This is a genomic window from Bradyrhizobium vignae (assembly GCF_004114425.1).
Classification (GTDB): Bacteria; Pseudomonadota; Alphaproteobacteria; order Rhizobiales; family Xanthobacteraceae; genus Bradyrhizobium; species Bradyrhizobium vignae.
Genome location: NZ_RDQF01000001.1, coordinates 184,896 through 207,504 on the forward strand (window position 1 = coordinate 184,896; position 22,609 = coordinate 207,504).

Annotated in this window: 22 protein-coding genes, 1 tRNA gene and 1 pseudogene; 11 read left to right on the forward strand and 13 right to left on the reverse strand. The window is 63.1% G+C overall.

Annotated features, from left to right (window positions below):
- Positions 1–163: 163 nt before the first annotated feature.
- From EAV90_RS00795 to EAV90_RS00820, 6 genes are all read left to right on the forward strand, one after another.
- Positions 164–3,286: an EAL domain-containing protein gene (locus EAV90_RS00795; RefSeq protein ID WP_164936718.1), complete on the forward strand. Its 3,123-nt coding sequence runs from the start codon at positions 164–166 to the stop codon at positions 3,284–3,286.
- Complete coding sequence (locus EAV90_RS00800; RefSeq protein WP_129142312.1) at positions 3,286–4,335, forward strand: sensor domain-containing diguanylate cyclase; 1,050 nt, start codon at positions 3,286–3,288, stop codon at positions 4,333–4,335. The genes EAV90_RS00795 and EAV90_RS00800 overlap by 1 nt, the downstream gene beginning before the upstream one ends.
- Before the next feature lie 326 nt (positions 4,336–4,661).
- The gene (locus EAV90_RS00805; protein ID WP_244608062.1) at positions 4,662–5,825 is read left to right on the forward strand and encodes an MBL fold metallo-hydrolase; all 1,164 of its coding nucleotides are present in this window, start codon (positions 4,662–4,664) and stop codon (positions 5,823–5,825) included.
- 1 nt (position 5,826) lies between these two features.
- On the forward strand, positions 5,827–6,738 hold the full coding sequence (locus EAV90_RS00810; protein ID WP_122406269.1) for a hypothetical protein: 912 nt from the start codon (positions 5,827–5,829) through the stop codon (positions 6,736–6,738).
- A gap of 25 nt (positions 6,739–6,763) precedes the next feature.
- On the forward strand, positions 6,764–7,483 hold the full coding sequence (locus EAV90_RS00815) for a metallophosphoesterase family protein (protein ID WP_244607843.1): 720 nt from the start codon (positions 6,764–6,766) through the stop codon (positions 7,481–7,483).
- Positions 7,484–7,581: 98 nt separating this feature from the next.
- Positions 7,582–7,658, forward strand: a tRNA-Arg gene (locus tag EAV90_RS00820).
- An 851-nt stretch (positions 7,659–8,509) separates the two neighbouring features.
- On the opposite strand, the gene EAV90_RS00825 is transcribed toward EAV90_RS00820, so the two are convergent.
- Positions 8,510–8,944: a hypothetical protein gene (locus tag EAV90_RS00825; RefSeq protein WP_197711523.1), complete on the reverse strand. Its 435-nt coding sequence runs from the start codon at positions 8,942–8,944 to the stop codon at positions 8,510–8,512.
- A 392-nt stretch (positions 8,945–9,336) separates the two neighbouring features.
- Positions 9,337–9,546 (reverse strand): hypothetical protein, encoded by a 210-nt coding sequence (locus EAV90_RS00830; protein WP_122406270.1) that lies wholly within the window; start codon positions 9,544–9,546, stop codon positions 9,337–9,339.
- Between the two features lie 128 nt (positions 9,547–9,674).
- Between EAV90_RS00830 and dinB the strand changes: the two genes are divergently transcribed.
- Together dinB and EAV90_RS00840 are read left to right on the forward strand one after the other, a co-directional pair.
- Positions 9,675–10,775 (forward strand): DNA polymerase IV, encoded by a 1,101-nt coding sequence (dinB, locus tag EAV90_RS00835; RefSeq protein WP_122407003.1) that lies wholly within the window; start codon positions 9,675–9,677, stop codon positions 10,773–10,775.
- Positions 10,776–10,883: 108 nt separating this feature from the next.
- On the forward strand, positions 10,884–12,323 hold the full coding sequence (locus tag EAV90_RS00840) for a sensor histidine kinase (RefSeq protein WP_122406271.1): 1,440 nt from the start codon (positions 10,884–10,886) through the stop codon (positions 12,321–12,323).
- Between the two features lie 423 nt (positions 12,324–12,746).
- Here the strand turns inward: EAV90_RS00840 and EAV90_RS00845 are convergent, their stop codons facing one another.
- Positions 12,747–13,040: a hypothetical protein gene (locus tag EAV90_RS00845; protein WP_122406272.1), complete on the reverse strand. Its 294-nt coding sequence runs from the start codon at positions 13,038–13,040 to the stop codon at positions 12,747–12,749.
- A gap of 210 nt (positions 13,041–13,250) precedes the next feature.
- Complete coding sequence (locus tag EAV90_RS00850; RefSeq protein WP_129142313.1) at positions 13,251–13,931, reverse strand: DNA-3-methyladenine glycosylase I; 681 nt, start codon at positions 13,929–13,931, stop codon at positions 13,251–13,253.
- 157 nt (positions 13,932–14,088) lie between these two features.
- Here EAV90_RS00850 and EAV90_RS00855 point away from each other — a divergent pair, with 157 nt between their 5' ends.
- Complete coding sequence (locus EAV90_RS00855) at positions 14,089–14,916, forward strand: metallophosphoesterase family protein (protein ID WP_129142314.1); 828 nt, start codon at positions 14,089–14,091, stop codon at positions 14,914–14,916.
- On the opposite strand, the gene EAV90_RS00860 is transcribed toward EAV90_RS00855, so the two are convergent.
- The 4 genes from EAV90_RS00860 to EAV90_RS00875 all read right to left on the reverse strand — a co-directional run bounded on the left by EAV90_RS00860 (position 14,855) and on the right by EAV90_RS00875 (position 17,257).
- Positions 14,855–15,340 (reverse strand): Crp/Fnr family transcriptional regulator, encoded by a 486-nt coding sequence (locus EAV90_RS00860; protein WP_122406275.1) that lies wholly within the window; start codon positions 15,338–15,340, stop codon positions 14,855–14,857. The two genes, EAV90_RS00855 and EAV90_RS00860, sit on opposite strands and share 62 nt — an antisense overlap.
- A gap of 168 nt (positions 15,341–15,508) precedes the next feature.
- Positions 15,509–16,249, reverse strand: a complete 741-nt coding sequence (locus EAV90_RS00865; RefSeq protein ID WP_122406276.1) for a di-trans,poly-cis-decaprenylcistransferase — start codon at positions 16,247–16,249, stop codon at positions 15,509–15,511.
- A 29-nt stretch (positions 16,250–16,278) separates the two neighbouring features.
- Entirely contained in the window at positions 16,279–16,653 is a 375-nt protein-coding gene (locus EAV90_RS00870; RefSeq protein WP_122406277.1) for a transcriptional regulator, read from the reverse strand.
- On the reverse strand, positions 16,640–17,257 hold the full coding sequence (locus EAV90_RS00875) for a hypothetical protein (RefSeq protein WP_122406278.1): 618 nt from the start codon (positions 17,255–17,257) through the stop codon (positions 16,640–16,642). The genes EAV90_RS00870 and EAV90_RS00875 overlap by 14 nt, the downstream gene beginning before the upstream one ends.
- Before the next feature lie 201 nt (positions 17,258–17,458).
- Here EAV90_RS00875 and EAV90_RS00880 point away from each other — a divergent pair, with 201 nt between their 5' ends.
- Positions 17,459–18,703: a S1C family serine protease gene (locus EAV90_RS00880; protein WP_122406279.1), complete on the forward strand. Its 1,245-nt coding sequence runs from the start codon at positions 17,459–17,461 to the stop codon at positions 18,701–18,703.
- A 228-nt stretch (positions 18,704–18,931) separates the two neighbouring features.
- On the opposite strand, the gene EAV90_RS00885 is transcribed toward EAV90_RS00880, so the two are convergent.
- From EAV90_RS00885 to EAV90_RS00905, 5 genes and pseudogenes are all read right to left on the reverse strand, one after another.
- On the reverse strand, positions 18,932–19,669 hold the full coding sequence (locus EAV90_RS00885; RefSeq protein WP_122406280.1) for a DUF899 domain-containing protein: 738 nt from the start codon (positions 19,667–19,669) through the stop codon (positions 18,932–18,934).
- Positions 19,670–19,687: 18 nt separating this feature from the next.
- Positions 19,688–20,020, reverse strand: a pseudogene (locus tag EAV90_RS00890) (SRPBCC family protein); the annotation flags it as partial.
- An 11-nt stretch (positions 20,021–20,031) separates the two neighbouring features.
- Positions 20,032–20,487: an ArsR/SmtB family transcription factor gene (locus EAV90_RS00895; RefSeq protein WP_162500530.1), complete on the reverse strand. Its 456-nt coding sequence runs from the start codon at positions 20,485–20,487 to the stop codon at positions 20,032–20,034.
- 100 nt (positions 20,488–20,587) lie between these two features.
- Positions 20,588–20,866, reverse strand: a complete 279-nt coding sequence (locus EAV90_RS00900; RefSeq protein ID WP_122406283.1) for a DUF3551 domain-containing protein — start codon at positions 20,864–20,866, stop codon at positions 20,588–20,590.
- Between the two features lie 148 nt (positions 20,867–21,014).
- Positions 21,015–21,989: a Bug family tripartite tricarboxylate transporter substrate binding protein gene (locus EAV90_RS00905; RefSeq protein ID WP_122406284.1), complete on the reverse strand. Its 975-nt coding sequence runs from the start codon at positions 21,987–21,989 to the stop codon at positions 21,015–21,017.
- A gap of 124 nt (positions 21,990–22,113) precedes the next feature.
- On the opposite strand from EAV90_RS00905, the gene EAV90_RS00910 reads away from it, so the two are divergent.
- Positions 22,114–22,524 (forward strand): VOC family protein, encoded by a 411-nt coding sequence (locus EAV90_RS00910; RefSeq protein ID WP_129142315.1) that lies wholly within the window; start codon positions 22,114–22,116, stop codon positions 22,522–22,524.
- Positions 22,525–22,609 lie beyond the last annotated feature (85 nt).

The following is a 22,609-nucleotide window of genomic DNA, read 5'->3' on the forward strand; positions in this document are numbered from 1 at the left end:
CAATGATGCAGAGCAGCGATTGCGCGCCGCGCAACCGCAACGAGAGATTCCCGCTTCGCGGCCTACGGACGCGACCACGCGGCCGAATTAATGCTTAGGTAACTGGTTTTCCTAAGGTTTGCGCCATTTCTGCAATGTATTCCTGTTCCAGCAGGGAGGGGGAATGCGCCAGGTTTTTTCCAAGGTTGCAGCCGGAATATCTCTAGCCGCGAGGAACGGCTGGGTGGTCTTGGCGCGGCGTGGTCCTGTGCTGTGGCTGACCCTGTGCGGCGTGTTGCTGGTCGCGGGCATTTTCATCGTCACGGCCGTGGCCGTCGGCGAATTTCGCGAGCGGGCCCTCGCCAACCGCGAACGCGAGCTGGAAAACACGGTGCAGCTGATCGCGCGGCACTTCGATCAGCAATTCCAGGATTCCGACAGCGTCGCCGCCGATGTGATCGAGCAGATGAACCTGCCTGAGATCACCTCGCCCGCAATGTTCCGCGAGCGCATTTCCGGACCTGCGACGAACCAGATGCTCCGCAGCAAGATCGGCTCCGTGTCCTATCTCGGTGACATCGCGATCTATGATGCCGACGGCGAACTGATCAACTGGTCGCGGATCCAGCCCCTGTCCAAGATCAACGTCTCCTCGCGCGCTTATTTCCAGACGTTCAAATCGGATCCAGCGGCCGAGCCGGTCATCCTGGAATCTGTCCGCAGCTTCATCATCGACCAATGGACCACGATCGTCGCGCGCCGGCTGACCGGCGCCGACGGCACCTTCCTCGGCGTGATGGTCCGGCGCATCGACCCGGACAGCTACCGGCAGTATTTCGCATCGGTCGCGCTTGCCGAGGGCACGGCGATCTCGCTGTTCGATCGCGAAGGCAAGATGCTGGCGCGCTATCCGCACGTCGAAGAATTGATCGGACGGAGCTTCAAGGACGCCCCGCTGATGCAGAGGGTGCTGACCAGGGGCGGTCAGCAGACGCTTCGCGTCAAGAGCCCGATCGACGGCGAGGACCGGCTCGGCTCGGCCGCGTCCCTGAATCATTTTCCCCTGATCATCGTTGCGACCAATACGATGTCGGCTGCGCTCGCGGACTGGCGGCAGCAGACCGGCTTCCTGGTCGCAACGGCAGGCTTCTCGGCAGCCGTGATCGCGCTGATCCTCTATCTCATCATTCGGCAGATCAACCGGCAGAACCGCGAGGCCAAGGAGCGAATCGAATTGGAGCGGCAGCGGCTGGATACCGCCCTCAACAACATGTCGCAGGGGCTGATCCTGTACGATGCCGCCGGATATATCGTCATTTGCAATCGCCGCTACGCCGATATGTTCGGTCTGTCCCACGACGTCATCAAGCCCGGCTGTCACATTCGCGAGGTGATGTACCATCGCAAGGAGCGCGGCGCATTCGACGGCAACGTCGCGGAATTTTGCGCGGACGTCATGCGGACCGTCGCCGAAGGTACCGTCTCCACGAGAACTCATCAGCTGGCCAATGGCCGCGCTTTCCACGTCATCAACACCCCTCTCGCGCAGGGCGGATGGGTCGCCACGATCGAAGACATCACCGAGCGCCGCGACCTGGAACAGGAGCGCGATCGCAACCACACCTTCCTGCGCGAGATCATCGATCACATTCCGTCGCAGATCACGGTAAAGGACGCTCAAACGCGGCAATATCTGCTGGTCAATCGCATCGCCGAGGAAGTCTTCAACGAAACGGGCGAGACGATCGTCGGCAAGACCGCCACCGATATTCTCCCGGCACCGGAGGCCGTCATCGTCAAGCGCGATGATGACGCCTTGCTGCAATCGCCCGATCAGCTGTTGGTCAAGGAACAAAGTTGGCCGAGGCGGACGGGTGGCCAGCGACATACCATCTCGAAGCGTATCGGCATTCGCGACAAGGCGGGCAAGCCGCGTTACATCATCAACGTGATCGAAGACGTCACCGAACGGCGGCGCGATCACGAAAAGATCGCGCATATGGCGCATTACGATGCGCTGACCGACCTGCCGAACCGGACCCTGTTCCGCGAGCAGATCGAACGCGAGCTGGCGAAAGTCGCCGATGGCTGCCAGTTCGCGCTACTCTACATCGACGTCGACGAATTCAAGGGCATCAACGATTCGCTCGGCCATCATGTCGGCGACGAGCTGTTGAAAGCGATCGCGGGCCGTCTCCGCGGCTGCCTCAAGCAGGGCGACCTGATCGCGCGGCTCGGCGGCGACGAGTTCGCGGTGATCCAGACCGGGATCGCATCGTCCGCCGACGTACTGTCCTTCGTGACGCGGATCTACCAGGCGATTCGGCAGCCCTATCATTGTCTCGGCCATCAGCTCTCGACCGACGCCAGCATCGGGATCGCGCTGGCGCCGCAGGACGGCGCCGATCTCGATCAGTTGATCAAGAACGCCGATCTCGCGATGTACGGCGCCAAGGCCGAGGGACGCCGCACCCACCGCTTCTTCGAGCCGGCAATGGATGCGAGCGCCAAGGCGCGCCTGAGCATGGAGCTGGATCTGCGGCAGGCTCTGGTGAATGGCGGCTTCGAGATTCACTATCAGCCGCTGGTCGACCTGCGCACCAATGAAGTGTCGGGCTGCGAGGCGCTGCTGCGCTGGCGGCATCCCGAGCGCGGCATGGTGTCGCCAGCGGAGTTCATTCCGATCGCCGAGGACACCGGCCTGATCACCGAGCTCGGCGACTGGGTGCTGCGCATGGCCTGCAACGAGGCCGCGACCTGGCCGGCGCATGTGCGTGTCGCGGTCAACGTGTCGCCGGTGCAGCTCAAATGCGACACGCTGGCACTGCGGATTGCGGGCGCGCTCGCCGCGTCCGGGCTGGACCCGCGCCGGCTCGAACTCGAGATCACCGAGGCGGTGCTGATCCGCGACGACGAGGCGGCGCTCTCGATCCTGCATCAGCTCCGCTCGATCGGCGTGCGCATCGCACTCGACGATTTCGGTACCGGCTATTCCTCGCTGAGCTATCTGAAGCGCTTCCCGTTCGACAAGATCAAGATCGACCGCTGCTTCGTCGCCGACATCGCCGAGACGAGCGGCGCGCCCGTGATCGTGCAGGCGGTGGTGAACATCGCGGCCGTCAGCAACATGACCACGGTCGCCGAGGGCGTCGAGACCGAAGCACAGCGCGACATGCTGCGCGCGCTCGGCTGCACGCAGATGCAGGGCTATCTGTTCAGCGCGCCGAAGCCCGCCAGCGAAGTGCGAAGGCTGTTCGGTCCCGGCGATGGCTTGCCCGGGACCTTGCCCGTGGCGGCGGTGGCGTGATGGCGAAGCCGCGCAAAAACGTCGATCTCGCGGATTCCTACGCGGTGCGGCTGATGCAGCACCTGGTGGTGCCGACCTTCGTGATCGATCCGAAGCGCCGTGTCGTGATCTGGAACAGGGCCTGCGAGCGGCTGACCGGCGTCGACGCTTCCGAGGTGATCGGCACCAATAGGCACTGGCAGGCCTTCTACGAAACCAGGCGGCCATGCCTTGCCGACCTCGTCGCGCTCGACCGTCCCGAACAGCTGCCGGAGTACTATTCGGAATATGCCGCGCGCGGCCACAACGGCCTCGGCTTTTCCGCAGAGAACTGGTGCGTGATGCCGAAGCTCGGCAACCAGCTCTATCTCGCCATCGACGCCGGCCCGATTCACGACGAGGCCGGCAACCTGATCGCGGTGGTGGAGACGCTGCGCGATCTCACCGACCAGAAGCGCGCCGAGATGTCGCTGAAGGAGCTCGCCACCAAGGACGGGCTGACCGGCCTGTCGAACCGCCGCGCCTTCGACCAGATGCTGATGAGCGAGTGGGCCCGCGCCCAGCGCACGCAGAAGCCGCTGGCGCTGCTGTTCGTCGACGTCGACCATTTCAAGCTGTTCAACGACCGCCACGGCCACCAGAGCGGCGACGAGTGCCTTCGCGCGGTCGCAGCTGTCGTCAACCGGCATGCCGTGCGCCCCCTCGACCTCGCCAGCCGCTATGGCGGCGAGGAGTTCGCGCTGATCCTGCCGGACATGGACTGCGACGCCGCCTGCACCGTGGCCGAGGAGATCCGCAGCGCCGTCATGGCCTTGCAGATCGCCCATGGCGCCACGGGCGCCGGCGACCACGTCAGCCTCAGCGTCGGCGTGGCAAGCCTGATTCCCGGTGGCGCGGGTGGCGGCCCCGACCGGCTGCTGGGCGCGGCCGACGAGGCGCTCTATGTCGCCAAACGGCTCGGCCGCAACCGCGTCATCTGTGCCGAAAGGGTGCTTGCCGAATTCGCGCGAGCCGATCGCGGCTCGCACCGACTTCCAGCCGTCGCAAGTCGCCGGTCGCGCCGGTGCTGAAGTTCAGCCCATTGAAGGTTCTATTGCGTTCGGGTTCGCCAACGGGTGATGTTGCGCCGAAGCAACATGCAGATTTTCTTCACGAGAAGTCGCAATTTCTCGGGCGCTCATTTGAATATAGATAAGTCATTGCCTGGAGCTGTATTCGCTTTGATGTTTCCCTGCCCATTGCCCAGTGCCCTCGCCTGCTCGGCCGCCCCCGGCTCAGCCATCGAGACCAGCCGCTGATGTCCAAGGAAGCTGGTTCGTTTCGCGGACGTGTCCACCGCGGAACGCAGCAAATTGGTGGCACCTGCATCGAACTCGAGGCCGCGGGCGAGAGAATCCTGCTCGACCTTGGACTTCCGCTCGACGCCGACGGCGCGTCCGACGATCTTCTCCCGTCCGTGGCCGGGCTTCGCGGCGACGATCCGACCCTGCGTGCGATCGTCCTGTCGCACGGACACGGCGACCATTGGGGTTTGCTCCCCCTGTGCAGCCCCAATGTCCCCCTGGCCATGGGCGCTGCAACCGCTCGCATCATGCGCGCGGCAGCTCCTTTCGTGCCCAACGGCTTCGTGCCAGGCGTTTCATTCGAGCTGGCCGATCGCAAGACTTTGCAGATCGGCCCCTTCAGCATCACGCCCTATCTGGTCGATCATTCGGCCTATGATGCCTATGCGCTGCTGATCCACGCCGCCGGCCGGCGTCTGTTCTATAGCGGCGACATCCGCGCGCATGGTCGCAAGAGCGGCCTGTTCGAGCGATTGGTGAGCGATCCGCCCCGCGGCGTCGATACGATGCTGATGGAGGGATCGAGCCTCGGCCGTCTTGACGAACGGACACAATTTCCGACGGAAGACGCCATCGAAGCGAGATTGACCGAGAGCCTCAGGCCGCCGGGCTTCGTCATCATCTCCGCCTCGGCGCAGAACATCGATCGCATCGTCAGCCTCTATCGCGCCTGCAAGCGCAGCGACCGGACGCTGCTGCTGGACCTCTACGCGATGGAGATATTGCGGGCCACCGGCAACGAGCGCCTGCCGAGCGTCGGCTGGCCCAACCTGTCGGTCTACGTGCCGGAATATCAGCGGCGACAGATCGCACGGAACAGGCGCTTCGACCTGCTCGAGCCGTACAAATCCGCGCGAATCTACCGCGAGCGCATCACCGAGATCGCCGATCGCACAGTGATGTTGTTTCGCCCGGCAATGGCCCCCGACGTGGAGACCGCAAATCTCTGGGCCGGCGCCAGGGCGATCTGGTCACAATGGGACGGATACCTGAAGGATGGTCCTGGAGCCAGGCTGAAGGCGGATCTCGCAACACGCGGCGTACCCATTGAGATCATCCATACCTCGGGCCACGCCAGCATCCTGGATCTCAAGCGGCTCTCGAGCGCAATACGACCGGACAAGCTGGTGCCCGTTCACACATTCGAAGGCGACAGCTTTTTCAAATATTTTGACAACGTCACGCGACGCAGCGATGGCGAATGGTGGGAGGTATGAAATGAGCTTCAGACGCGGAATCCGGCAAGACGACTTTCGCAAGGCACTCGAGGCACTTGCTCGGCAGGATGGCTGGTGGAGGGACGTTCTCGCCGATCCCTCTCTCATCATCGGCGTTCGGAACGAGTACCTGAACGTCTATTGGCAGGGACAATCCATCTTCAAGGTGTCGTTCAAGGGCGGGAAGGTGACCACCACGACGCACGAAAAGTATCTCCTGAATCCGGACTTGAAGGATCAGATCTCGCTTTTCGACGGCAAGTTCGCCTTTGGCGAGGCCGAGCAAAGAATGCTGACGCGCGAATATGAGGGCGCAAAGACCCTGGAGAAGCTCAAAAGGGCTGCATCGCTCTACTCCGGACGAGAGAAGGAAGGCGTTCACGAGATCGCGACATCCAATCGCTCCGTCGTCGACGTCGAGATCGCGATCAACGCATCCGGCGCCCCCGGCGTTGGGCGGAGTCTCCCGCGCATGGACCTTGCGAATTTCGAGACGACGGCGAGCGGAATAGATCTGGTGTTCTGGGAGGCCAAGACGTTCAGCAATCCCGAACTGGAGAACGGCAAGATTTTCCACCAGATCAAGGACTATAGGGCGGTGATCGACCTTCACAAGACGGAGATCGATGATAGCTATCGATGGGTTGCGAAGAATCTGACCGAGATGGCGGAATGGAGCAACGGGCACCGTAGTGTGGCTGAGGCGGTCGGCGCGGTTGCGAAGGGAGAGAAGATCAACGTGAGCAACGCCAATATCGGGCTGCTCGTCTATGATTTCACCGCGGACCAGCGTGATCGCAAGGACAAGGACGGCAAGACGCTGAACGACAGGGTGATTGAATCGCTCGCGGATCTGGGCGTGGGCCCAAAGCGCATCAGGTTCAAGGGCACGACCAAGGATCTCTACATCTGAGTTGGTAAGAGGGAGAAATCCTGCTTTGCCACTTCCCGAGCACGAACTGCTGACCTTCGCCATCGGCGACATCCACGGCTGCTTCGAAAAGCTGATGTCGCTTCTCGTCGTGTGCGATGAGATTCGCGGCCATCGGAGCGCCCAGTTTGTCTTTGTCGGAGACTACATCGACAGGGGGCCCCAGAGTCGCGAGGTCATGAATGTGCTCGTGGGCAGCAAGGGGCAGCAGGACCGATCCTTCGTCTGTCTCCGGGGCAACCATGAGGAAATGCTGCTTCGCGCGGCCGAGATAGAGCGCACCGACCGGGATCTCATGAACTGGTGGGGGAACGGCGGCGAACAGACGCTCGACAGCTACGGAATCGATGATCCGGCCGATTTCCCGAGCGAGCATCTCGACTGGATACGCGCGCTTCCGCTCATGAAGATCGAGCATGGACGACTTTTCGTCCACGCAGGAATACGGCCGGGCGTACCGCTGGCGTCGCAATCCGACCAAGATTTGCTCTGGATCCGGGAACCCTTCTTGTCGTCCGATCTCGACCACGAGTTGTTCATCGTCCATGGCCATACGCCGATCCGGTCCTGGACACCTGATCTGCGAGCGAACCGGCTGAACCTGGATACCGGCGCCTGCTTTGGCGGCCCGCTCACGGCGGCCGTGTTCGTCGCCTCGAAGGCGCGGCCGTTGATGTTTGTGAACGATTCCGGCGAGATCTCGCGACCGGCCGCCCTCCTGGATTGAAAAGCGATGCGCAGGACCGGGAATCGGGCGATACCGGGCGTCTGGGCGCGGGCGGAGGTTGCCGACCCCGCGGCAATCGGCTAAATGAACCTCGACTAGCACCCGTAGCTCAGCTGGATAGAGCGTTGCCCTCCGAAGGCAAAGGTCACACGTTCGAATCGTGTCGGGTGCGCCAATCGCTAAGCGGTTATACCCAATCAAGCCGCCTTCTGACCAGTGCACGATAGCTCGTCCCGCCTTGTCGGGGTCCCCGACGCTCCAGACTTCGTCCGCGGTTCGATGCCACTGTGCTGTTAGCGCGACATCGATGTTCGCCAGCACACAAGATCCTTGGCGAAGAGCCAGCCTTCGGCGTGCCAGGCGAAGGGCTCCTTTCACAATTGCGTCCATCCCGTGTTCGCGGAGCCAGTGACGATGGCGCCAATCATCGTCAGCTGAATAATCCATTTCGGCCTGAGCCAGGCGCAGCGCTTCCTGCAGCTCTGCAGCCGATATCCCGCGATCCGCCTGTCTCTCGAATTTGTTAATCGCCTCTACGACGAGAGCCAGCCGACGGATGAGGTAGACCGCTTCGGTATCGTTACCCGCCATTGTACGCAGCAGAGCGGCGGCGAATTGTGATAGCGCGGTGCGCCTCGTCCTTGGCCCATTCGATTTGTCGATCGGCCCGAGCATTCGGGTTGTCGCTAACGACCCTCAGCTTAGGAGGCTTCTCGTCGTCTTCCCCGTCATTGTCGCGGCCCGCCATTCTTAGACCCAATGCACCTTGAAGCGTGGAATGGGCCATGCGTCATCACCAGACCCTCCATAGGATCAGGCCAAGAAGCACAGTTTGCAGGACGAGCCTCGGATTCGATCTCATCAAGGTTCTCGCATACGTACCGACGGAAGTTCTCCTCACTTTGGAGCACCGCATATTGATCGTTGAAGGACCAGCGCAGGAAATTCGATCGTGTCATAGCTTCAAAACCGTAGATGTGAGACGCTCCTGGTCCTCCACAGACCCTGGCCAAGACCCAGGAGTCGCTAGTCATCGTCGCCCTGAATAGACAGGCCCTTGCCATATGGGTTCGTCGGACTGTCCGCCGAATACGGATTTCCGGCTCCGTATGGATTGTTGATGCTGTCCGGTGAGTAGCGGCTGCCGTATCGGCCGTTAGGGTTTGAAACGGAGTCCGGGTCGTAAGGATTGCTGCTCAGGCGTCCTCGATAATTCCCATCGGAATCGTATAGCTTTGGAGCGTTCGTAGCATACGGGTTGGTTGCCGAGTCGTTGCTGTACTGGCTGCCATAGCGCCCGTAGGGATTGTTGATGCTGTTTTGACCATACGGGCTTCCAGCACCGTACGGATTACCTGTCGAGTTAGGAGCGTACGGATTGGCGGAGTAATTCCCCAGTTGTTGGGCGCTTGCGTCTGAAATAGCCAAAGCCACCAAGCAGGCAAGTATCCATTTGACCATTTCCTCTCCCCTGGTTGAGTCTGCACTTTCATACAACCATGGGCAGGATTGTCTGTCCATTGCTTGAATAATGGTTTGACACATGAGCAAATTACCCGTCCGAGAGCCGCCGGCGCAGAAGAAATCACCAGCCCTCCAGTTCGTACAAGATTGGCTTCCAATTGCTGCGGTTTTGGTCGGAGCTCTGTGGACGCTCTACGACTACTCGACCAAGAGGTTGGAGGCGGAAAAAGCGGCAGAGGCAACCCGGAGGATTGAGGCCCGTCGCTGCCGCCCATGTATGCCGAGATCGGATCGACGATGATCAGCCTGACATTGCCGATTTTCCTCGCCATCTCTTCCAAGAGATCGACGTCGGGTGCGCCAGCTTGCAGCCGCTTTCATGCCGGCTTTCACGTCAGCATCGAGATGATTGCCTGAACCTGATCAGAGGCGGACGCCACCAGTCCGTCATACGAAGTCTGGCCGTGTGCCGCGGCCTTCAGGATGCATTCGGCTACGGCCGCTTTCAGACCGAAGACCGACTGGTGAGCCGGCACGTTCGCCACCACGGTCTCCAGCGCTTGGCGCATCGTCTGAATGAGTTCGGAGCTGTATTGCATGGGCGTCCTCCGCCGGCTCATATTAGGTCGCGTGCTCCCGCTTGCCACTCACAAGCCTGAGATTGCGCTTTGACAACTGACCCATCCATCACCTCGCGCTTCTCCTTGCTCGCTTGTATCATCTTGCCATGAGCGAATCCGACACCGTGACCGGCGCAGCCTCGCCGGTGCGCAAGATCATCCACATCGACATGGATGCCTTCTACGCGTCGGTGGAGCAGCGCGACAATCCGGAGCTGCGCGGCAAGCCGGTCGCGGTCGGAGGCTCCGCGGAACGCGGTGTCGTCGCGGCCGCCAGCTACGAGGCCCGCAAGTTCGGCGTTCGCTCCGCCATGCCATCGGTGACGGCGAAACGGCAGTGTCCCGATCTGATCTTCGTCAAGCCACGCTTCGAGGTCTACAAGGCGATCTCCAGGCAGATCCGCGACATCTTCGCCGAGCACACGGCGATGATCGAGCCATTGTCACTCGACGAAGCCTATCTCGACGTCACGGAGAACCTGCAAGGCATTCCGCTGGCGCGGGACATCGCGCTGAAGATCCGCGAGAAGATCAAGGCCGAGACCGGCCTCAACGCGTCCGCGGGCATCTCCTACAACAAGTTTCTGGCCAAGCTCGCTTCCGATCATCGCAAGCCCAATGGTCAGTTCGTGATCTCGCCGGAGATGGGACCGGCCTTCGTCGAGACGCTGCCCGTCGGCAGGTTCCATGGCATCGGTCCGGCGACAGCTGCCAAGATGAACGCGCTCGGCCTATTCACCGGCCGCGACATCCGTAACCAGACGCTGGAGTTCATGAATGCGAATTTCGGCAAGTCGGGCGCATACTATTATTGGATCTCACGCGGCGTCGACGAGCGGCCGGTCCGCGCCAACCGGATCCGCAAGTCGATCGGTGCGGAGAATACGTTCTCGGCGGATCTCGACGCGTTCGACGCGCTGGTCGCCGAGCTCAGGCCTCTCGTCGATAAAGTCTGGCGCCATTGCGAAGCCACCGGCAATCGCGGCCGCACCGTGACCCTGAAGATCAAGTTCGCCGACTTCGAGATCATCACGCGCAGCAGGTCGGTCACGGCGGCCGTTGCCGGCCGCGACGATCTGGAGCGGCTGGCCTGCGGCCTGCTCGAAGCCGAGATGCCGCTGCCCAAGCGCGTCAGGCTGTTGGGGGTCTCGCTGTCGTCGCTCCAGGTCGGAGACGGTGCGGAGCCGCAGCTGACGTTGGGCATCTGAACGGGGCTGGAGGCCCCCCCTTCAGCGAGCGCGGCATCTTTGTCCGCGACGCGGCGCGAAACCTGTCGTAGAGACACCAAGACACGGTTTTTCGCGATTGATGCTGGAATGCTTGCCTTATTGATACGCCTCGGACTGCGTTTCGAAGACCGCATCGAGGAGCGCCGGTTTGTCGACCAATATGTCCGAGGCAGTCTCGGCTGGACGCAGATCGCGATGCTGCTTGGCGCCGCCACCTATGCCGGCTACACACTGTGGGACTGGGTGCTCTACCCCGAAGTCGTGCCGACCACGCTCGCAATCCGTGGTGGCACCGCCGTGTTCATCCTGCTGCCGCTCACGGCATTGCTGTCACGGCGCTGGATGAAGCCGTGGGCGGAGACCATTTTCCTCGTCTATTGCGTCATCCCCGGCTGCATCCTGCCCAGCATTTATCTCGTGCTGCCATCGGGCTTCACGTTTGCCGCGCCCGGCATGATGATGATCATCCTGTTCGTCTCGACCATGCTGCCATTGCGGATCGGCTCGCTGGCGATCTTCTGTTTGCTCTCATGGGTGGCGCTGCTGATCGCCGAGACGTTCGCGCCGACGCTGCCGGCGGGCCTCAGGTTCATCAACCACTCTCTCGTCGGCAACGCCTACGCGCTATCGCTCTACGCTGTGGCTGCACGCGAGTACCGGGCGCGAAAGCAATTCCGGACATCCGAGGCGCTGCAACGCGAGAAAGAACGCTCGGAGAAATCGCTGCGAGATCTGCGCGCGACCCAGGAGCACCTCGTGCAGGCGGAAAAGCTCGCCTCGCTCGGGCAATTGGTGGCAGGTGTCGCTCACGAGGTCAGCACCCCGCTCGGCCTCGCCTTGACCACCTCGACGGCCATGCAGGCTGACCTGCAAGCGATGAGTGACGCATTGGCCGGAGCATCGGTCCGGCGCTCCGATCTGACCAAGGGCATTGACCGGCTGAAGCAGGGACTCAGCCTGACCTTCGACAATCTGCATCGCGCGTCCGAGATGGTGCACAGCTTCAGGCAGGTCGCCGTTCACCAAGCCGATGAGGACCGGCGCACTTTCGAACTCAGGGATTGGCTGTCGGAGTTGATGTCCAAGCTCGGGCCATTGCTGGCGCATCACGGCCTGACGGTCGAGGTGCAATGCCCGGCGGGAGTCAAGCTCAACAGCTACCCCGGAGCGCTTGCTCAGGTGATCAGCAATCTCGCCCTCAACACTGCCGTGCACGCCTATCCTGACAAGAGAGGCGGCAGGTTTGTCATCACGGTGAGCCGGCCGGACCCGACTTCGGTCCGCCTGGTCTGCGCCGATGAAGGCGTCGGAATCCCCGAGCCATTGCAGGCTCACGTCTTCGATCCGTTCGTGACGACCAGTCGGGAGCGTGGCAATGCCGGCCTGGGACTCCACATCGCGTTCAACCTGGTTGCCTCATCGCTCAACGGGCGCTTGCGACTTGAGCGCAAAGCGGGTCCGGGAACTCAGATCGCCATCGAGATTCCGACAGAACAGACATTGCAACACAGCAGCGAAGTCTCTTGAGATCGGAACGCCGTGCGAGCGGTTCCCGAGGCTGCGCCGATCTTCGCCCTCAGGATCGCCGGTCTGCTGCAAACCAACAACAGCCCCGCCAACTGGCTCTGCCTCAGCCAGGGTCGCACCAAGGAGTACATGCGCTGGAGCCCGTTCAATGTCTCAACATCGATTCTCGCCTTCATATGCGGGCTGCCGTTCGGACCAGTCGGCGTCGCCAGCGGTCATATGCGGTCTCGCTCACGATCGTCGCGTTGTTTCCGGCCTGTCGCGGAGAAATGTGGCGCTACGCTCGCACCCGTGGCGGATAGCACGACCGGCACGACGCTCGTTGGAAGACAACGGAACGACCGGGCATGCTGAAGCCTCGCGCCACGATCAGCGCTTTGCCGACCGTGGCGCACGTGTCTCGAAACGTCCTGCTCGGGGCGCTCAATGCTTCATCTGCTCGAACACCACGATCACGCCGGTCGGTTCGGGCTCATGCGCCATCAGGCGCGTCAGGTCGGAATCGCCCCAATCGGCGAGGCTGACGACTTCGCCGCTCTGGCGGTCGGTACCAAGCGATCCCGTGGGCTCGAGGACCTTGAGGCCCATCTCGTCGACGAAGAAGGTATGGTCGCCGAACATGCTGTTGAGCTGCGGCATCGCGGGATGTTCGTCGGGCAGCACCTGAGCGCCGAGCTGGTTGACGGTCTGCTTCACCTGTTCAGATGTGAGCTTCATGAGCTGCTCCGTTTCTGTAGCCGGTTCCTTTGAGCCGGGCGGGAGTGCGCGTTCCCTGCGCGCTTATCCGCCTGGCTCAATGGCCGAACAGGCGCTGCGGACAAAGGTTCCTGCAAAATGTATTTCGTGATCGCATGCGGCGTCCGCCGCGCTCGCGGCACAAGATCGCCACAGGATGCACACGATCCGGCGGTGGGCCGCGCTCACGCGCTATGCGTTTTCGCCGACCGAGAGCGCGCAGATGCGCGACAGATGGGTGTAGGGCAGGCCGGTCTCCCCGGCCCAGGCGTTGAACTGTGCCTGCACCTTGGCGAGGTCGCCCTTCGACTTGACCTCTTCGGCAATGTCGAGACCCGCACCGCGCAGGCAAGCCACCACGTCCCTCGACGTCACGAAACCGTCCCAGCCGACGAAGCGCAGCAGCATCTGGCCGGTGTTGCCCCCTAACCGGCTGCCGCGCTTGTTGAGGAGATCGAGCAGGCCGATCTCGTCGGACGACGGCCACTTCGCCAGAAACTTGCCGAAGCTGCCGTGCTCCTTCGCGATCTCCTGGACGAAGACGGCATTGTCCCGCACCGACATGACCTTGGCGCCGTTACGCACGATGCGCGCGTCGCGCAGCAGGCCCTCCCAATACTCTTCGGGCTGGAAGGTGAGCTTGGCGGGCTGGAAATGCAGGAAGGCGTCTTCAAAGCCGTCCCATTTCGAATCGATCACGCTCCAGGCAAAGCCGGCGCAGAACACGCGCTTGGTCATTTCGGCGAGGATACGGTCGTCGCCGAGCTTGGCCAGCCGCTTGAGGTCCGGCTTGGCCGGCAACAGTTTCTCCAACGCCTTGGGCCCGCCCTTGCGTTTCTCGGCGCGGGTGCGAATGGTCTTGAATGAGGTCATACGGACATCCGCATTGACGGTTCAATACGACATCAGAATTCGATGAACCGGTCCAGCGCTGCGATGATGACGCGAGGGAGCGACATGCTGGTCCGCTTCTTGCTTTCATGAGCCTGGAATTCCCGGATATAGTCGATCTCTCGCGGACGATTCTCCAATGCGCTGCCTGGTCGTGGCCGACCTGCACTATTCGCTGCCGCAGCTCGACTGGCTGGTCAGCGCGGCGTCGCAATTCGATCTCGTGATCTTCGCCGGCGATGCGCTCGACATCGGCTCGATGGTGGATTTTCGCGCCCAGATCGTCGTCGTGAAGAAGTACCTCGCGCTGCTTGCCGCGACGAGCCGCGTGATCCTCTGCTCCGGCAATCACGACCTCGACGAGCGCAACGCGGAGGGCGAAAAGATTTCGCGCTGGATCTCGGAGGTGCGCGAGCTTGGCATTGCCTGCGACGGCGACAGCCTCAACATCGGTGGCACCCTGTTCACGGTGTGCCCGTGGTGGGACGGACCACTGGTCAAGCAACGCCTCGTCGACCAGTTGCGCGATGCCGCGGCCGACCGACCGCAGCGCTGGATCTGGGCCCATCATGCGCCGCCGGCGGATTCACCCACGAGCTGGGGCGGCAAGCGCTTCTTCGGCGACGTCGAGCTGGTGCAATGGGTCATGCAGTACCAGCCGTCGATGGTGATCTCCGGCCATGTGCACCAGTCGCCGTTCGTCACCGGCGGCTCGTGGTTCGACCGGCTGGGCCAGACCTGGGTCTTCAACACGGGCCTGCAACCAGGCCGCCCCCCGACATACATCGTGCTGGACCTCGGTGCGGACAAAGCGTTCTGGCTTGCGGCCGGCGAGGCCCAATGGATCGACCTGAATGCGCCGCTGAAGCGCCCCGCCGCTCCGATCGAGGCGCCGCCCGATTGGCTCACATTCTTGGATCGGATTGCCGATCCGAGCCTGGCGAGACCTCGAGGGGCGGCAGGTTGATCATGCTCTGGAGCACTTCGCCGACCATGGCCAGATGCGTGCCGTGGCCGGCATATTGCCGCTTGAGATCGGCGAGGTAGGTATTGGCGACATTGAGCCGCTGCGCCAGCATTTTTGCGATCAGCAGGGCCACGCCCGGCTCCCTCTCCAGGAACGAGGCGGCATCCTCGAATTCGTAGACCACCGCGTCGGAGCAGGCCCGCACGGTTGCGGTGTGCGGCTGGCCCAGCAGCACGGACATTTCACCCAGCACCGCACCGGGCTCGGTGACGGTGGCGACCACCATCTCGCCCTTGAGCACCTCGAGCTTGCCTTGCATCAGCACGTAGAGATGGCCGGTGGTGCCACCCTCGGCGACCACGACCGTGCCGGCGGCAAGCTGCCGCTCCGTTCCGCCGGTGCAATAGTCCAGGACCGCACGCATCTTGCGAAAGCTCCCGTCGCGGCGCGATATCCAAAGTCGGAATACTAGAGCACGATCCATGCCAGGCGGCAATCAACGGGGATGCGGCTGGCGCCGCCTGCCCGCCGCTTGGACATCCTTGCCGGTCATGCGGCTGAAAACCAACAACTCGTTCTCACGTGCCGCCCGTCACACCCGAGAGAGCGAAGGCACCTCCCCAGGCAGAATGGCCTGCAAGCCACCAAAGCGGCGCTCACGGCTGTGGAAGGTGGCGAGCGCGTCAGCGAGATCGCCCGCCTCGAATTCGGGCCACATCCGCTCGGTGAAGTGCAGCTCGGCATAGGCGCCTTCCCAGAGCAGGAAATCCGACAGCCGCTTCTCGCCGGACGTGCGGATGATGAGATCGACGTCGCGAAGGCCAGCCTCGCCGGTAACGAGCTGCGAGAAGGCTTCGCGGGTGAGGCTCGTCAGCGCAGCCGCCTTCGCCGCGGCATTGAGGATGGCGTCACGCGCGGAATAATCGACGGCGATGCGCAAATGCAGCGCGCTGCCATCGGCTGTGGCTTCCTCGGCGCGGGTGATTGCGGTGGCGACGCCGTCGGGCAGGCGATCGCGGCGGCCGATGACGGAGAGGCGCACGCCGCTCCTGACCAGGCTCTGCACCTCGCTGGTGAGATAGAGGCGCAGCAAGGTCATCAGTGCGGCGACCTCGGCCTTCGGCCTCCGCCAATTGTCGGTTGAGAAGGCGTAAAGCGTCAGCGTGCCGATGCCCTGCTTGGGCGCGGCCTCGACGATACGGCGGATGCTTTCGACGCCAGCCTCGTGACCGCGCACGCGCGACAGGCCGCGCCGCGTGGCCCATCTGCCGTTGCCGTCCATGATGATGCCGACATGAAGCTTCTCGTTGCGGGACGTGATTTCACTTTGCATTGCAAAGTCTCCAGCCAAAAAGGGGAAGATCAGGTCGAGACGATATCGAGGCGGCCGAGCGGCGGCGCCTCGCGGCCGGCAGCTTTCGCCGCGTCGCGCACCAGCCGCTCGAGCACGGCGAGATAGTCGAGGAAACGGCGGCGGCCGGCCTTGGTCAGGCGGCAGGTCGTGTGCGGGCGGTTGCCCTCATAGCCCTTGGTCACCTCGACGAGGCCGGCTTCCTGGAGCACGGCTAGGTGCCGGCTGAGATTGCCGTCGGTGAGGCCGCAGAGCTGCTTGAGGTCGCCGAATGCCAGGCCCTTGGGATGCGCCATCAGCGAGGTCAGAAGCCCGAGCCTCGCCTTCTCGTGGATCACGCGGTCGAGCCCTTCATATGAGAAGGGCGCGCTGTCAATCTTCGACATCGTTGTCTCCGGACGCGAAATGCAGAATGGCCGCCATCACCGATTGCCCGATCACGAAGGGCAGCCCCATGGTCCATGGCGACAGCGTGTGCGTTCGGCTCGCGAGCACGACGACCGCAAAGCCCGACACGAAATACCAGGCGCCCGCGAGCGCGACCGTGCGCGGCAGCGAGCGGACCGAGGCGAAGATGCCGAGCGACACCAGGATCTGCCACAGACCCGGCAGCAGCCACAGCGTCTCGCTCGCGAACTTCCACATCACCACTGCGAGCAGCACGCCGGCAACGCCGGCGGGCAGAAACTGCTCGATCGCCTGGTGGATCATGGCATCGGCAAGACCCGAATGATGGCGTCGCGAGCGCGCACGCATCTCGATGCCGATGATGAGCCCCGAGAGAACGGCAGCGATGAACCAGCCGACGAAGAAGCCGAGCGGCTCACCGGTGGGATCACCCAGCAGCCAGAATTGCAGAATCGCGGTGATGAGCGCGACGGCGCCGGTTGCCGCCATGGTCGCCGGGCCGTAGCCGCGGAAGGCGGTGCCCGCCGCGATCTGGCTGCGGATCGCCACGATGTCGGCCAGCGCCTTGTCGAGATCGCGCATTGGCAACGCCAAAACCTCGTTCCACCCGGGCATTCCGGGACGATAGGTCCCGTTACTTTGTAGTGCAAAGTATATGGCACTGCAAAGCAGATGCAAGCCCGAACTGTTGCGAGAGCCGCACGACCTCGGACGGACAACTGACGGTTGCACCCGACCTGCCCTCGCGGATAAGATGGATCCGAAAGCGTTCCGGGGGCTGGTATGTGGTTGAGGTCGTTCGTCGTTGCGGTCGCGTTGCAGTTGAGTGTGGTCGGGGCGAACGCGGCGGGGCCGTTCGGCTCCGTCAATGTCGGCAACTGGATCGGCGGCGCCTTCAGCAATGACGAGACGGGTGCTTTCTCGCATTGTGCAGCGACGACGCCCTACGCCAACGGCGTCATACTCGTGGTAGGCTACAATGCCGCCGGCACCTGGACGCTGGCCTTTGCGAGTCCCAGCTACCGCTTCAAACAGGGCGAGAACGCCGCGATCGACGTCATCTTCGACGGGCAGGAGCAAGCCAGGCTGTTCGCCACGGCAAACCAGCCGAACATGCTCACATCCGTCATGCCTATCAACGTTGTGCGAACGTTTCAGAAGGCGAGTCTGATGGTCGCGACGAGCGGCCGCACCGCCTTGAATTTCGATCTGACATCGACCGGACCGGTGATCGCCGCTTTGGCCAATTGCGTCACCAGGGTGAAAGCCGACGGGCTGAGCAAGGCGGGCGACTTTACCAAAGGAGCGGCCAAGCCGGCAGTGACGGCGGAGAAGCAGACATCACCGCCGGCCGGCGGCAAATCTGCCAGGACCAAGAGCGGCACCGGCTTCGTGGTCAGCACGAGCGGACACATCGTCACCAACCACCATGTGATCGACGGCTGCGCCGGCGACATCAAGGGCAATCTCACCGGCGAGGCCGCAATGGTGCTGCGCGTGGTGTCGAGCGACGCCAACAACGATCTCGCCCTGATGCAGGCGCCATCGACGATGACATTCAAGGACTTTGCCCGGATCCGTGACCGCTCGATCCGCTCCGGCGACTCCGTGGTCGCGATCGGCTTTCCCTATCACGGCATCCTGACCTCGGACTTCACCGTGACGACCGGCATCGTGAGCTCGCTCAGCGGCATGCGCAACGACTCGCGCTTCCTGCAGATCAGTGCGCCCGTACAGCCCGGCAACAGCGGCGGACCGCTGTTCGATAGCACCGGTCAGGTCGTGGGCGTGGTCACCGGAAAGATTCCGGCATTGCGCATCGCGGTGGCGACCGGAAACATTCCCGAGAACATCAACTTCGCCATCAAGACGGGCGTGTTGCGCGACTTCCTCGACAATTCCGTAGTGCCCTATCAGACCGCCGAACCAAAGGGCGAGCTCAAGACCACCGACATCGCCGCCAACGCCCGGCCCTATACGATGCTGATCTCGTGCAATGCGACGGAGCAGGCGGACGCGAAGCGGTAGCGTGGCGCGGAAGGATAGCTGCCTCGCCGCCTCGCGCTGTCATTCCCCGCGACCCGGCTACGCCAAGGCTTCGCCGCGGTCGAGGTCCAGGGGCGCCGAAGCTTTAGCGTAGGCGGCAGGCGGGGAATCCAGCGGCCTCTCGATTGAACCACGACCGCCTCGGAGTACTGGATCGCCCGGTCAAGCCGGGCGACGACACCTTTGATGGGATCCGGCGTGCCCCTACCCTCACCCGTGGCAGCACGCCGCCTTCGCCGGCTGCGGCTCGTACTGGTCGCGCAGGCGGACCCAGTCCATCGGATAGGGCAGACCCTCCTCGTGACGACCGAGCGGCGTGAGATCGAGATATTGATAGGCGGCGTTCATCATGTCGAGGCCGCGGGCGAAGCAGGAATAGGTGTGGAAGATCTCACCGGCTTCGCCGCGGTAAAACACGCTGATGCCGGGCAGCTCGGGGCCGTAGATTGGCGTAGTGCCGAAATTGTACATCGGCTTTCCGGTCGCGATCTCTTCGCGCGAGAACGTCACGCCGTAGTCCCGATTGAAATCGTTGTCGCCCGAGGAGACCCAGTCGAAGGTCCAGCCCATCCGCTTCTTGAAGGCTTCGAGCTTTGTGCTGGGCGCCAGCGAGACCGCAGCCATGGACGTGTCGCGCGCGGCCAGATGCGGCACCATGCGCTCGAAGCCGTCGGCCCAAAACGAGCAGCTCTTGCAGGCAGCGTCCCAGTCGGGCGCGAACATCACGTGCTGGACGATGAGCTGCGGGCGGCCTTTGAAGAGATCGGAAAGCGTGACCTTGCCGTTCGGCCCGCTGAAGACGTAGGTCTTGTCGACCTTCACCCAGGGAAGCTGGCGGCGCTCCTCGGCAACCCGTTCGCGGGCCTGCGTCAACTCCTTCTCGCGAGCCAGAAGGGCCTTGCGCGCCGCAATCCATTGCTCGCGCGAAACGATTTGATGTTGCTGCATGATACTCTCCTTTGGAGCTCAGGCGACGAAGGCATCGAGCTTGTCGAAGAACGAGCTCCAGCCGCGCTGGTGGTTGTCGCGTGCGGTCTCGTCGAAGAACTGGGCGTGATGGAAGATCATCAAGGTGCCGGCACCGTCCGGCTTCAGCGAGATCGTCACCAGCGATTCGCGTTCCGGCGTCGAGTGCCAGGCCCAGGTGAAGACCAGGCGCTCGCTCGGCACCACTTCGCGATAGGTGCCGCCGGCCTCGAAATACTCGCCGTCGTCGCGGACGAAGCTGATGCGAAAGCGGCCACCGATGCGGACGTCGAGATCGGCTTGCAACGTCGCCGGCTTCATGTTCGGCGGCCCGAACCACTGCGCTAGCTGCTCGGCTTGCGTCCAGGCGGCGAAGACTTTTTCCGGCCGCGCGCGGAGCCGGCGCGTGAGCGTGAGGCTTGGTCGATCTGCTGGCGGGCGTTCAGCGGCGTTGACGGCGGTGGCGGCCATGTCTCTTCCTCCACGAAGGCGGCAAGACGGTCGAGATTGTCGGACCAGAACTGCGCATAGCGATTGAGCCAGTTCATCGCCTGCTCCATCGGCCGTGCGGTAAGCCGGCAGACCACGGTGCGGCCGGTCTTCTCCCGCACGATCAGGCCTGCATCCGTGAGCACGTCGAGATGCTTCATGATCGCCGGAAGCGAGACCGGAAACGGCGCGGCCAGCTCGCTCACCGACAGGCTGCGCTGCTCGCCGAGGCGCGCCAGCAATGCACGCCGCGTCGGGTCGGAGAGCGCCGCGAAGGTCCGGTCCAGTGCCTCGTCCTGATACTTAACCATGTGGTTTAGTATAGAAGCGAGCGGGGCAGCGTCAAGCCGGAACCCGCGGGCGCGGGTGCGCACGACTGCGTGATCAGGATGAGGCCAGTATGAAGCGTGATCAGTAGGGCGCGGCGGGCCGCGCGCGCCGGTGCGGCCGCGGCTGCGGGATTTGTTGCTGGCCATAGGCGAAGCGAGGATTGCGATCGCAGTACAGCAGCCGCCCGGACACGCTCGCCTGGCACTGCTCATAGGTGCTGTAGGCGCATTCGCCGGGATAGTCATACTCGCCGCCCCGGGCGCACCAGGGGTAATCGAGGGCTGCCGCCGGCGTGATGGTGACGAAGCCGGCAACGACCGTCGCGCACAGCGTCAGCAGTGCCAATTGCGTCTTGCGCATGACCGCAACTCCTTTGCTCACGACGCGAGATACGCGCCATCTACCATCAGGTTTCGTCGCACGGCTTTATTCCGGATCATGGCATCGCGCGCGCAAGAAAAAAGCCCTGCCGAACGGCAGGGCTCCCCTTTCAGGCATCACAAGATCGCTACTCGACCTTCAGGCCGGCGAACTCGACGACCTTCTTCCACTTCTCGGTCTCGGCCTTGATCTCCTCGCCGAACGCCTCCGGCGTCTGCACCCGAGGCTCGCCGCCGAGCTCGACCAGGCGCTTGGCCATGTCGGGCTCTTTCATCAGCGCGTTGATCTCGCTGTTGAGCTTGGTGATGATCTCCTTCGGCGTGTTCTTCGGCGCTCCCATGCCGAACAGCGCGCTCGCCTCATAGCCCTTGACGGTCTCGGCGATCGCCTGCACGTCCGGCAATTGCGGCGAGCGCTCCGCGGTGGTGACGCCGATCGCGCGCAGCGAGCCGGAGCGGATGTGCTGGATGATCGAGGGCATGTTGTCGAAGATCACCTGCACCTGGCCGCCGAGCATGTCGGTGATTGCGGGCGCAGCGCCGCGATAGGGCACGTGCTGCATCTTGCAGCCGGTCATGGCCATGAACATCTCGCCGGACAGATGCACCGAGGTGCCGTTGCCGGACGAGGCCATGTTCACCTTGCCGGGATTGGCCTTCACGTACTCGATGAACTCGGCGACGTTCTTGGCCGGCACGTCCTTGTTGACGGTCATCACGTTCGGCACGCGCTGGAACGAGGCGACCGGCGCGATGTCGCGCACGAAGTTGAACTTCAGATTGGCGTAGAGCGAAGCGTTGATGTAGTTGGCGGGATTGACCAGCTGCAGCGTGTAGCCGTCGGGCTCGGCGTTGATGACTGATTCGGTCGCGATATTGTTCCCGGCGCCGGGCTTGTTCTCGATCACGAATTGCTGGCCGAGCTTTTCCGAGAGCCGCTGGCCGATCAGCCGCGCCAGGATGTCCGTGGCCCCGCCCGGCGGATAGCCGACCACCCATTTCACCGGACGTGCCGGATAATCGGCGGCAACAGCCTTCGACAGCGGGGTGGCTGCAAGCGGACTGGCGGCGAGCAGGCCCAGCGCGGTACGGCGAGTGATCATCTCAAGGGTTCTCCCAGTGTTGTTCTTGAAAGTCGGATAGCTTGAACGTCGCGGCGGCGCGGTTGTAACAAAGCTTGCCGCAGGCGGAAAGTGCGCGGGGCGCATCACGACGAAAGGATGAGACATGCCGGTCAAGGTTCATGCCCTGGATCATCTCGTGATCAATGTCAGCGATGTCGCGGCGACGGCGGAGTGGTACCGCAAGATTCTCGGCATGGAAGTCAAGGTGTTCGATCCGGGCGGCGGCAAAGCGCCGCGGACTTTCCTCGAGTTCGGTAACCAGAGGATCAACGTCCGGCAGCGCGATGCCGACAGAGTGGAGTGGTTCACCGCGAATCATCCGACCGCCGGCAGCGAGGATCTGTGCTTCCTCACCTCGGCCACACCGGACGAGGTGGTGGCACATTTGCGGGCACATGGCGTTGCGATCGAGGCGGGCCCAGGCCCGAGGCAAGGCGCCCGCGGCACGCTGCGCTCGGTCTATTGCCGCGATCCCGATGGCAGCTTGATCGAGATATCGTCGTACGAGGACTGAGGCGCAGCGAAGCAAATCCAGACTGTTTCCGCGGAGTGAACCTGGATTGTTTCGTCGCAAGGGCTCCTCGCAATGACGGGAGAGA

Excerpts from the sequence above, each read along its gene's own strand:
- EAV90_RS00875 (WP_122406278.1), bottom strand. The coding sequence starts at position 17,257 with ATGCGCGATCTCGACAAGGCGCTGGCCGACATCGTGGCGATCCGCAGC.
- EAV90_RS00830 (WP_122406270.1), bottom strand. The coding sequence starts at position 9,546 with ATGCAATACAGCTCCGAACTCATTCAGACGATGCGCCAAGCGCTGGAG.
- dinB (WP_122407003.1), top strand. The coding sequence starts at position 9,675 with ATGAGCGAATCCGACACCGTGACCGGCGCAGCCTCGCCGGTGCGCAAG.
- EAV90_RS00880 (WP_122406279.1), top strand. The coding sequence starts at position 17,459 with ATGTGGTTGAGGTCGTTCGTCGTTGCGGTCGCGTTGCAGTTGAGTGTG.
- EAV90_RS00860 (WP_122406275.1), bottom strand. The coding sequence starts at position 15,340 with ATGCGTGCGGTCCTGGACTATTGCACCGGCGGAACGGAGCGGCAGCTT.
- EAV90_RS00900 (WP_122406283.1), bottom strand. The coding sequence starts at position 20,866 with ATGCGCAAGACGCAATTGGCACTGCTGACGCTGTGCGCGACGGTCGTT.
- EAV90_RS00870 (WP_122406277.1), bottom strand. The coding sequence starts at position 16,653 with ATGTCGAAGATTGACAGCGCGCCCTTCTCATATGAAGGGCTCGACCGC.
- EAV90_RS00905 (WP_122406284.1), bottom strand. The coding sequence starts at position 21,989 with ATGATCACTCGCCGTACCGCGCTGGGCCTGCTCGCCGCCAGTCCGCTT.
- EAV90_RS00850 (WP_129142313.1), bottom strand. The coding sequence starts at position 13,931 with ATGACCTCATTCAAGACCATTCGCACCCGCGCCGAGAAACGCAAGGGC.
- EAV90_RS00910 (WP_129142315.1), top strand. The coding sequence starts at position 22,114 with ATGCCGGTCAAGGTTCATGCCCTGGATCATCTCGTGATCAATGTCAGC.
- EAV90_RS00865 (WP_122406276.1), bottom strand. The coding sequence starts at position 16,249 with ATGCAAAGTGAAATCACGTCCCGCAACGAGAAGCTTCATGTCGGCATC.
- EAV90_RS00895 (WP_162500530.1), bottom strand. The coding sequence starts at position 20,487 with ATGGTTAAGTATCAGGACGAGGCACTGGACCGGACCTTCGCGGCGCTC.
- EAV90_RS00810 (WP_122406269.1), top strand. The coding sequence starts at position 5,827 with ATGAGCTTCAGACGCGGAATCCGGCAAGACGACTTTCGCAAGGCACTC.
- EAV90_RS00795 (WP_164936718.1), top strand. The coding sequence starts at position 164 with ATGCGCCAGGTTTTTTCCAAGGTTGCAGCCGGAATATCTCTAGCCGCG.
- EAV90_RS00800 (WP_129142312.1), top strand. The coding sequence starts at position 3,286 with ATGGCGAAGCCGCGCAAAAACGTCGATCTCGCGGATTCCTACGCGGTG.
- EAV90_RS00885 (WP_122406280.1), bottom strand. The coding sequence starts at position 19,669 with ATGCAGCAACATCAAATCGTTTCGCGCGAGCAATGGATTGCGGCGCGC.
- EAV90_RS00825 (WP_197711523.1), bottom strand. The coding sequence starts at position 8,944 with ATGGTCAAATGGATACTTGCCTGCTTGGTGGCTTTGGCTATTTCAGAC.
- EAV90_RS00845 (WP_122406272.1), bottom strand. The coding sequence starts at position 13,040 with ATGAAGCTCACATCTGAACAGGTGAAGCAGACCGTCAACCAGCTCGGC.
- EAV90_RS00840 (WP_122406271.1), top strand. The coding sequence starts at position 10,884 with ATGCTTGCCTTATTGATACGCCTCGGACTGCGTTTCGAAGACCGCATC.
- EAV90_RS00855 (WP_129142314.1), top strand. The coding sequence starts at position 14,089 with ATGCGCTGCCTGGTCGTGGCCGACCTGCACTATTCGCTGCCGCAGCTC.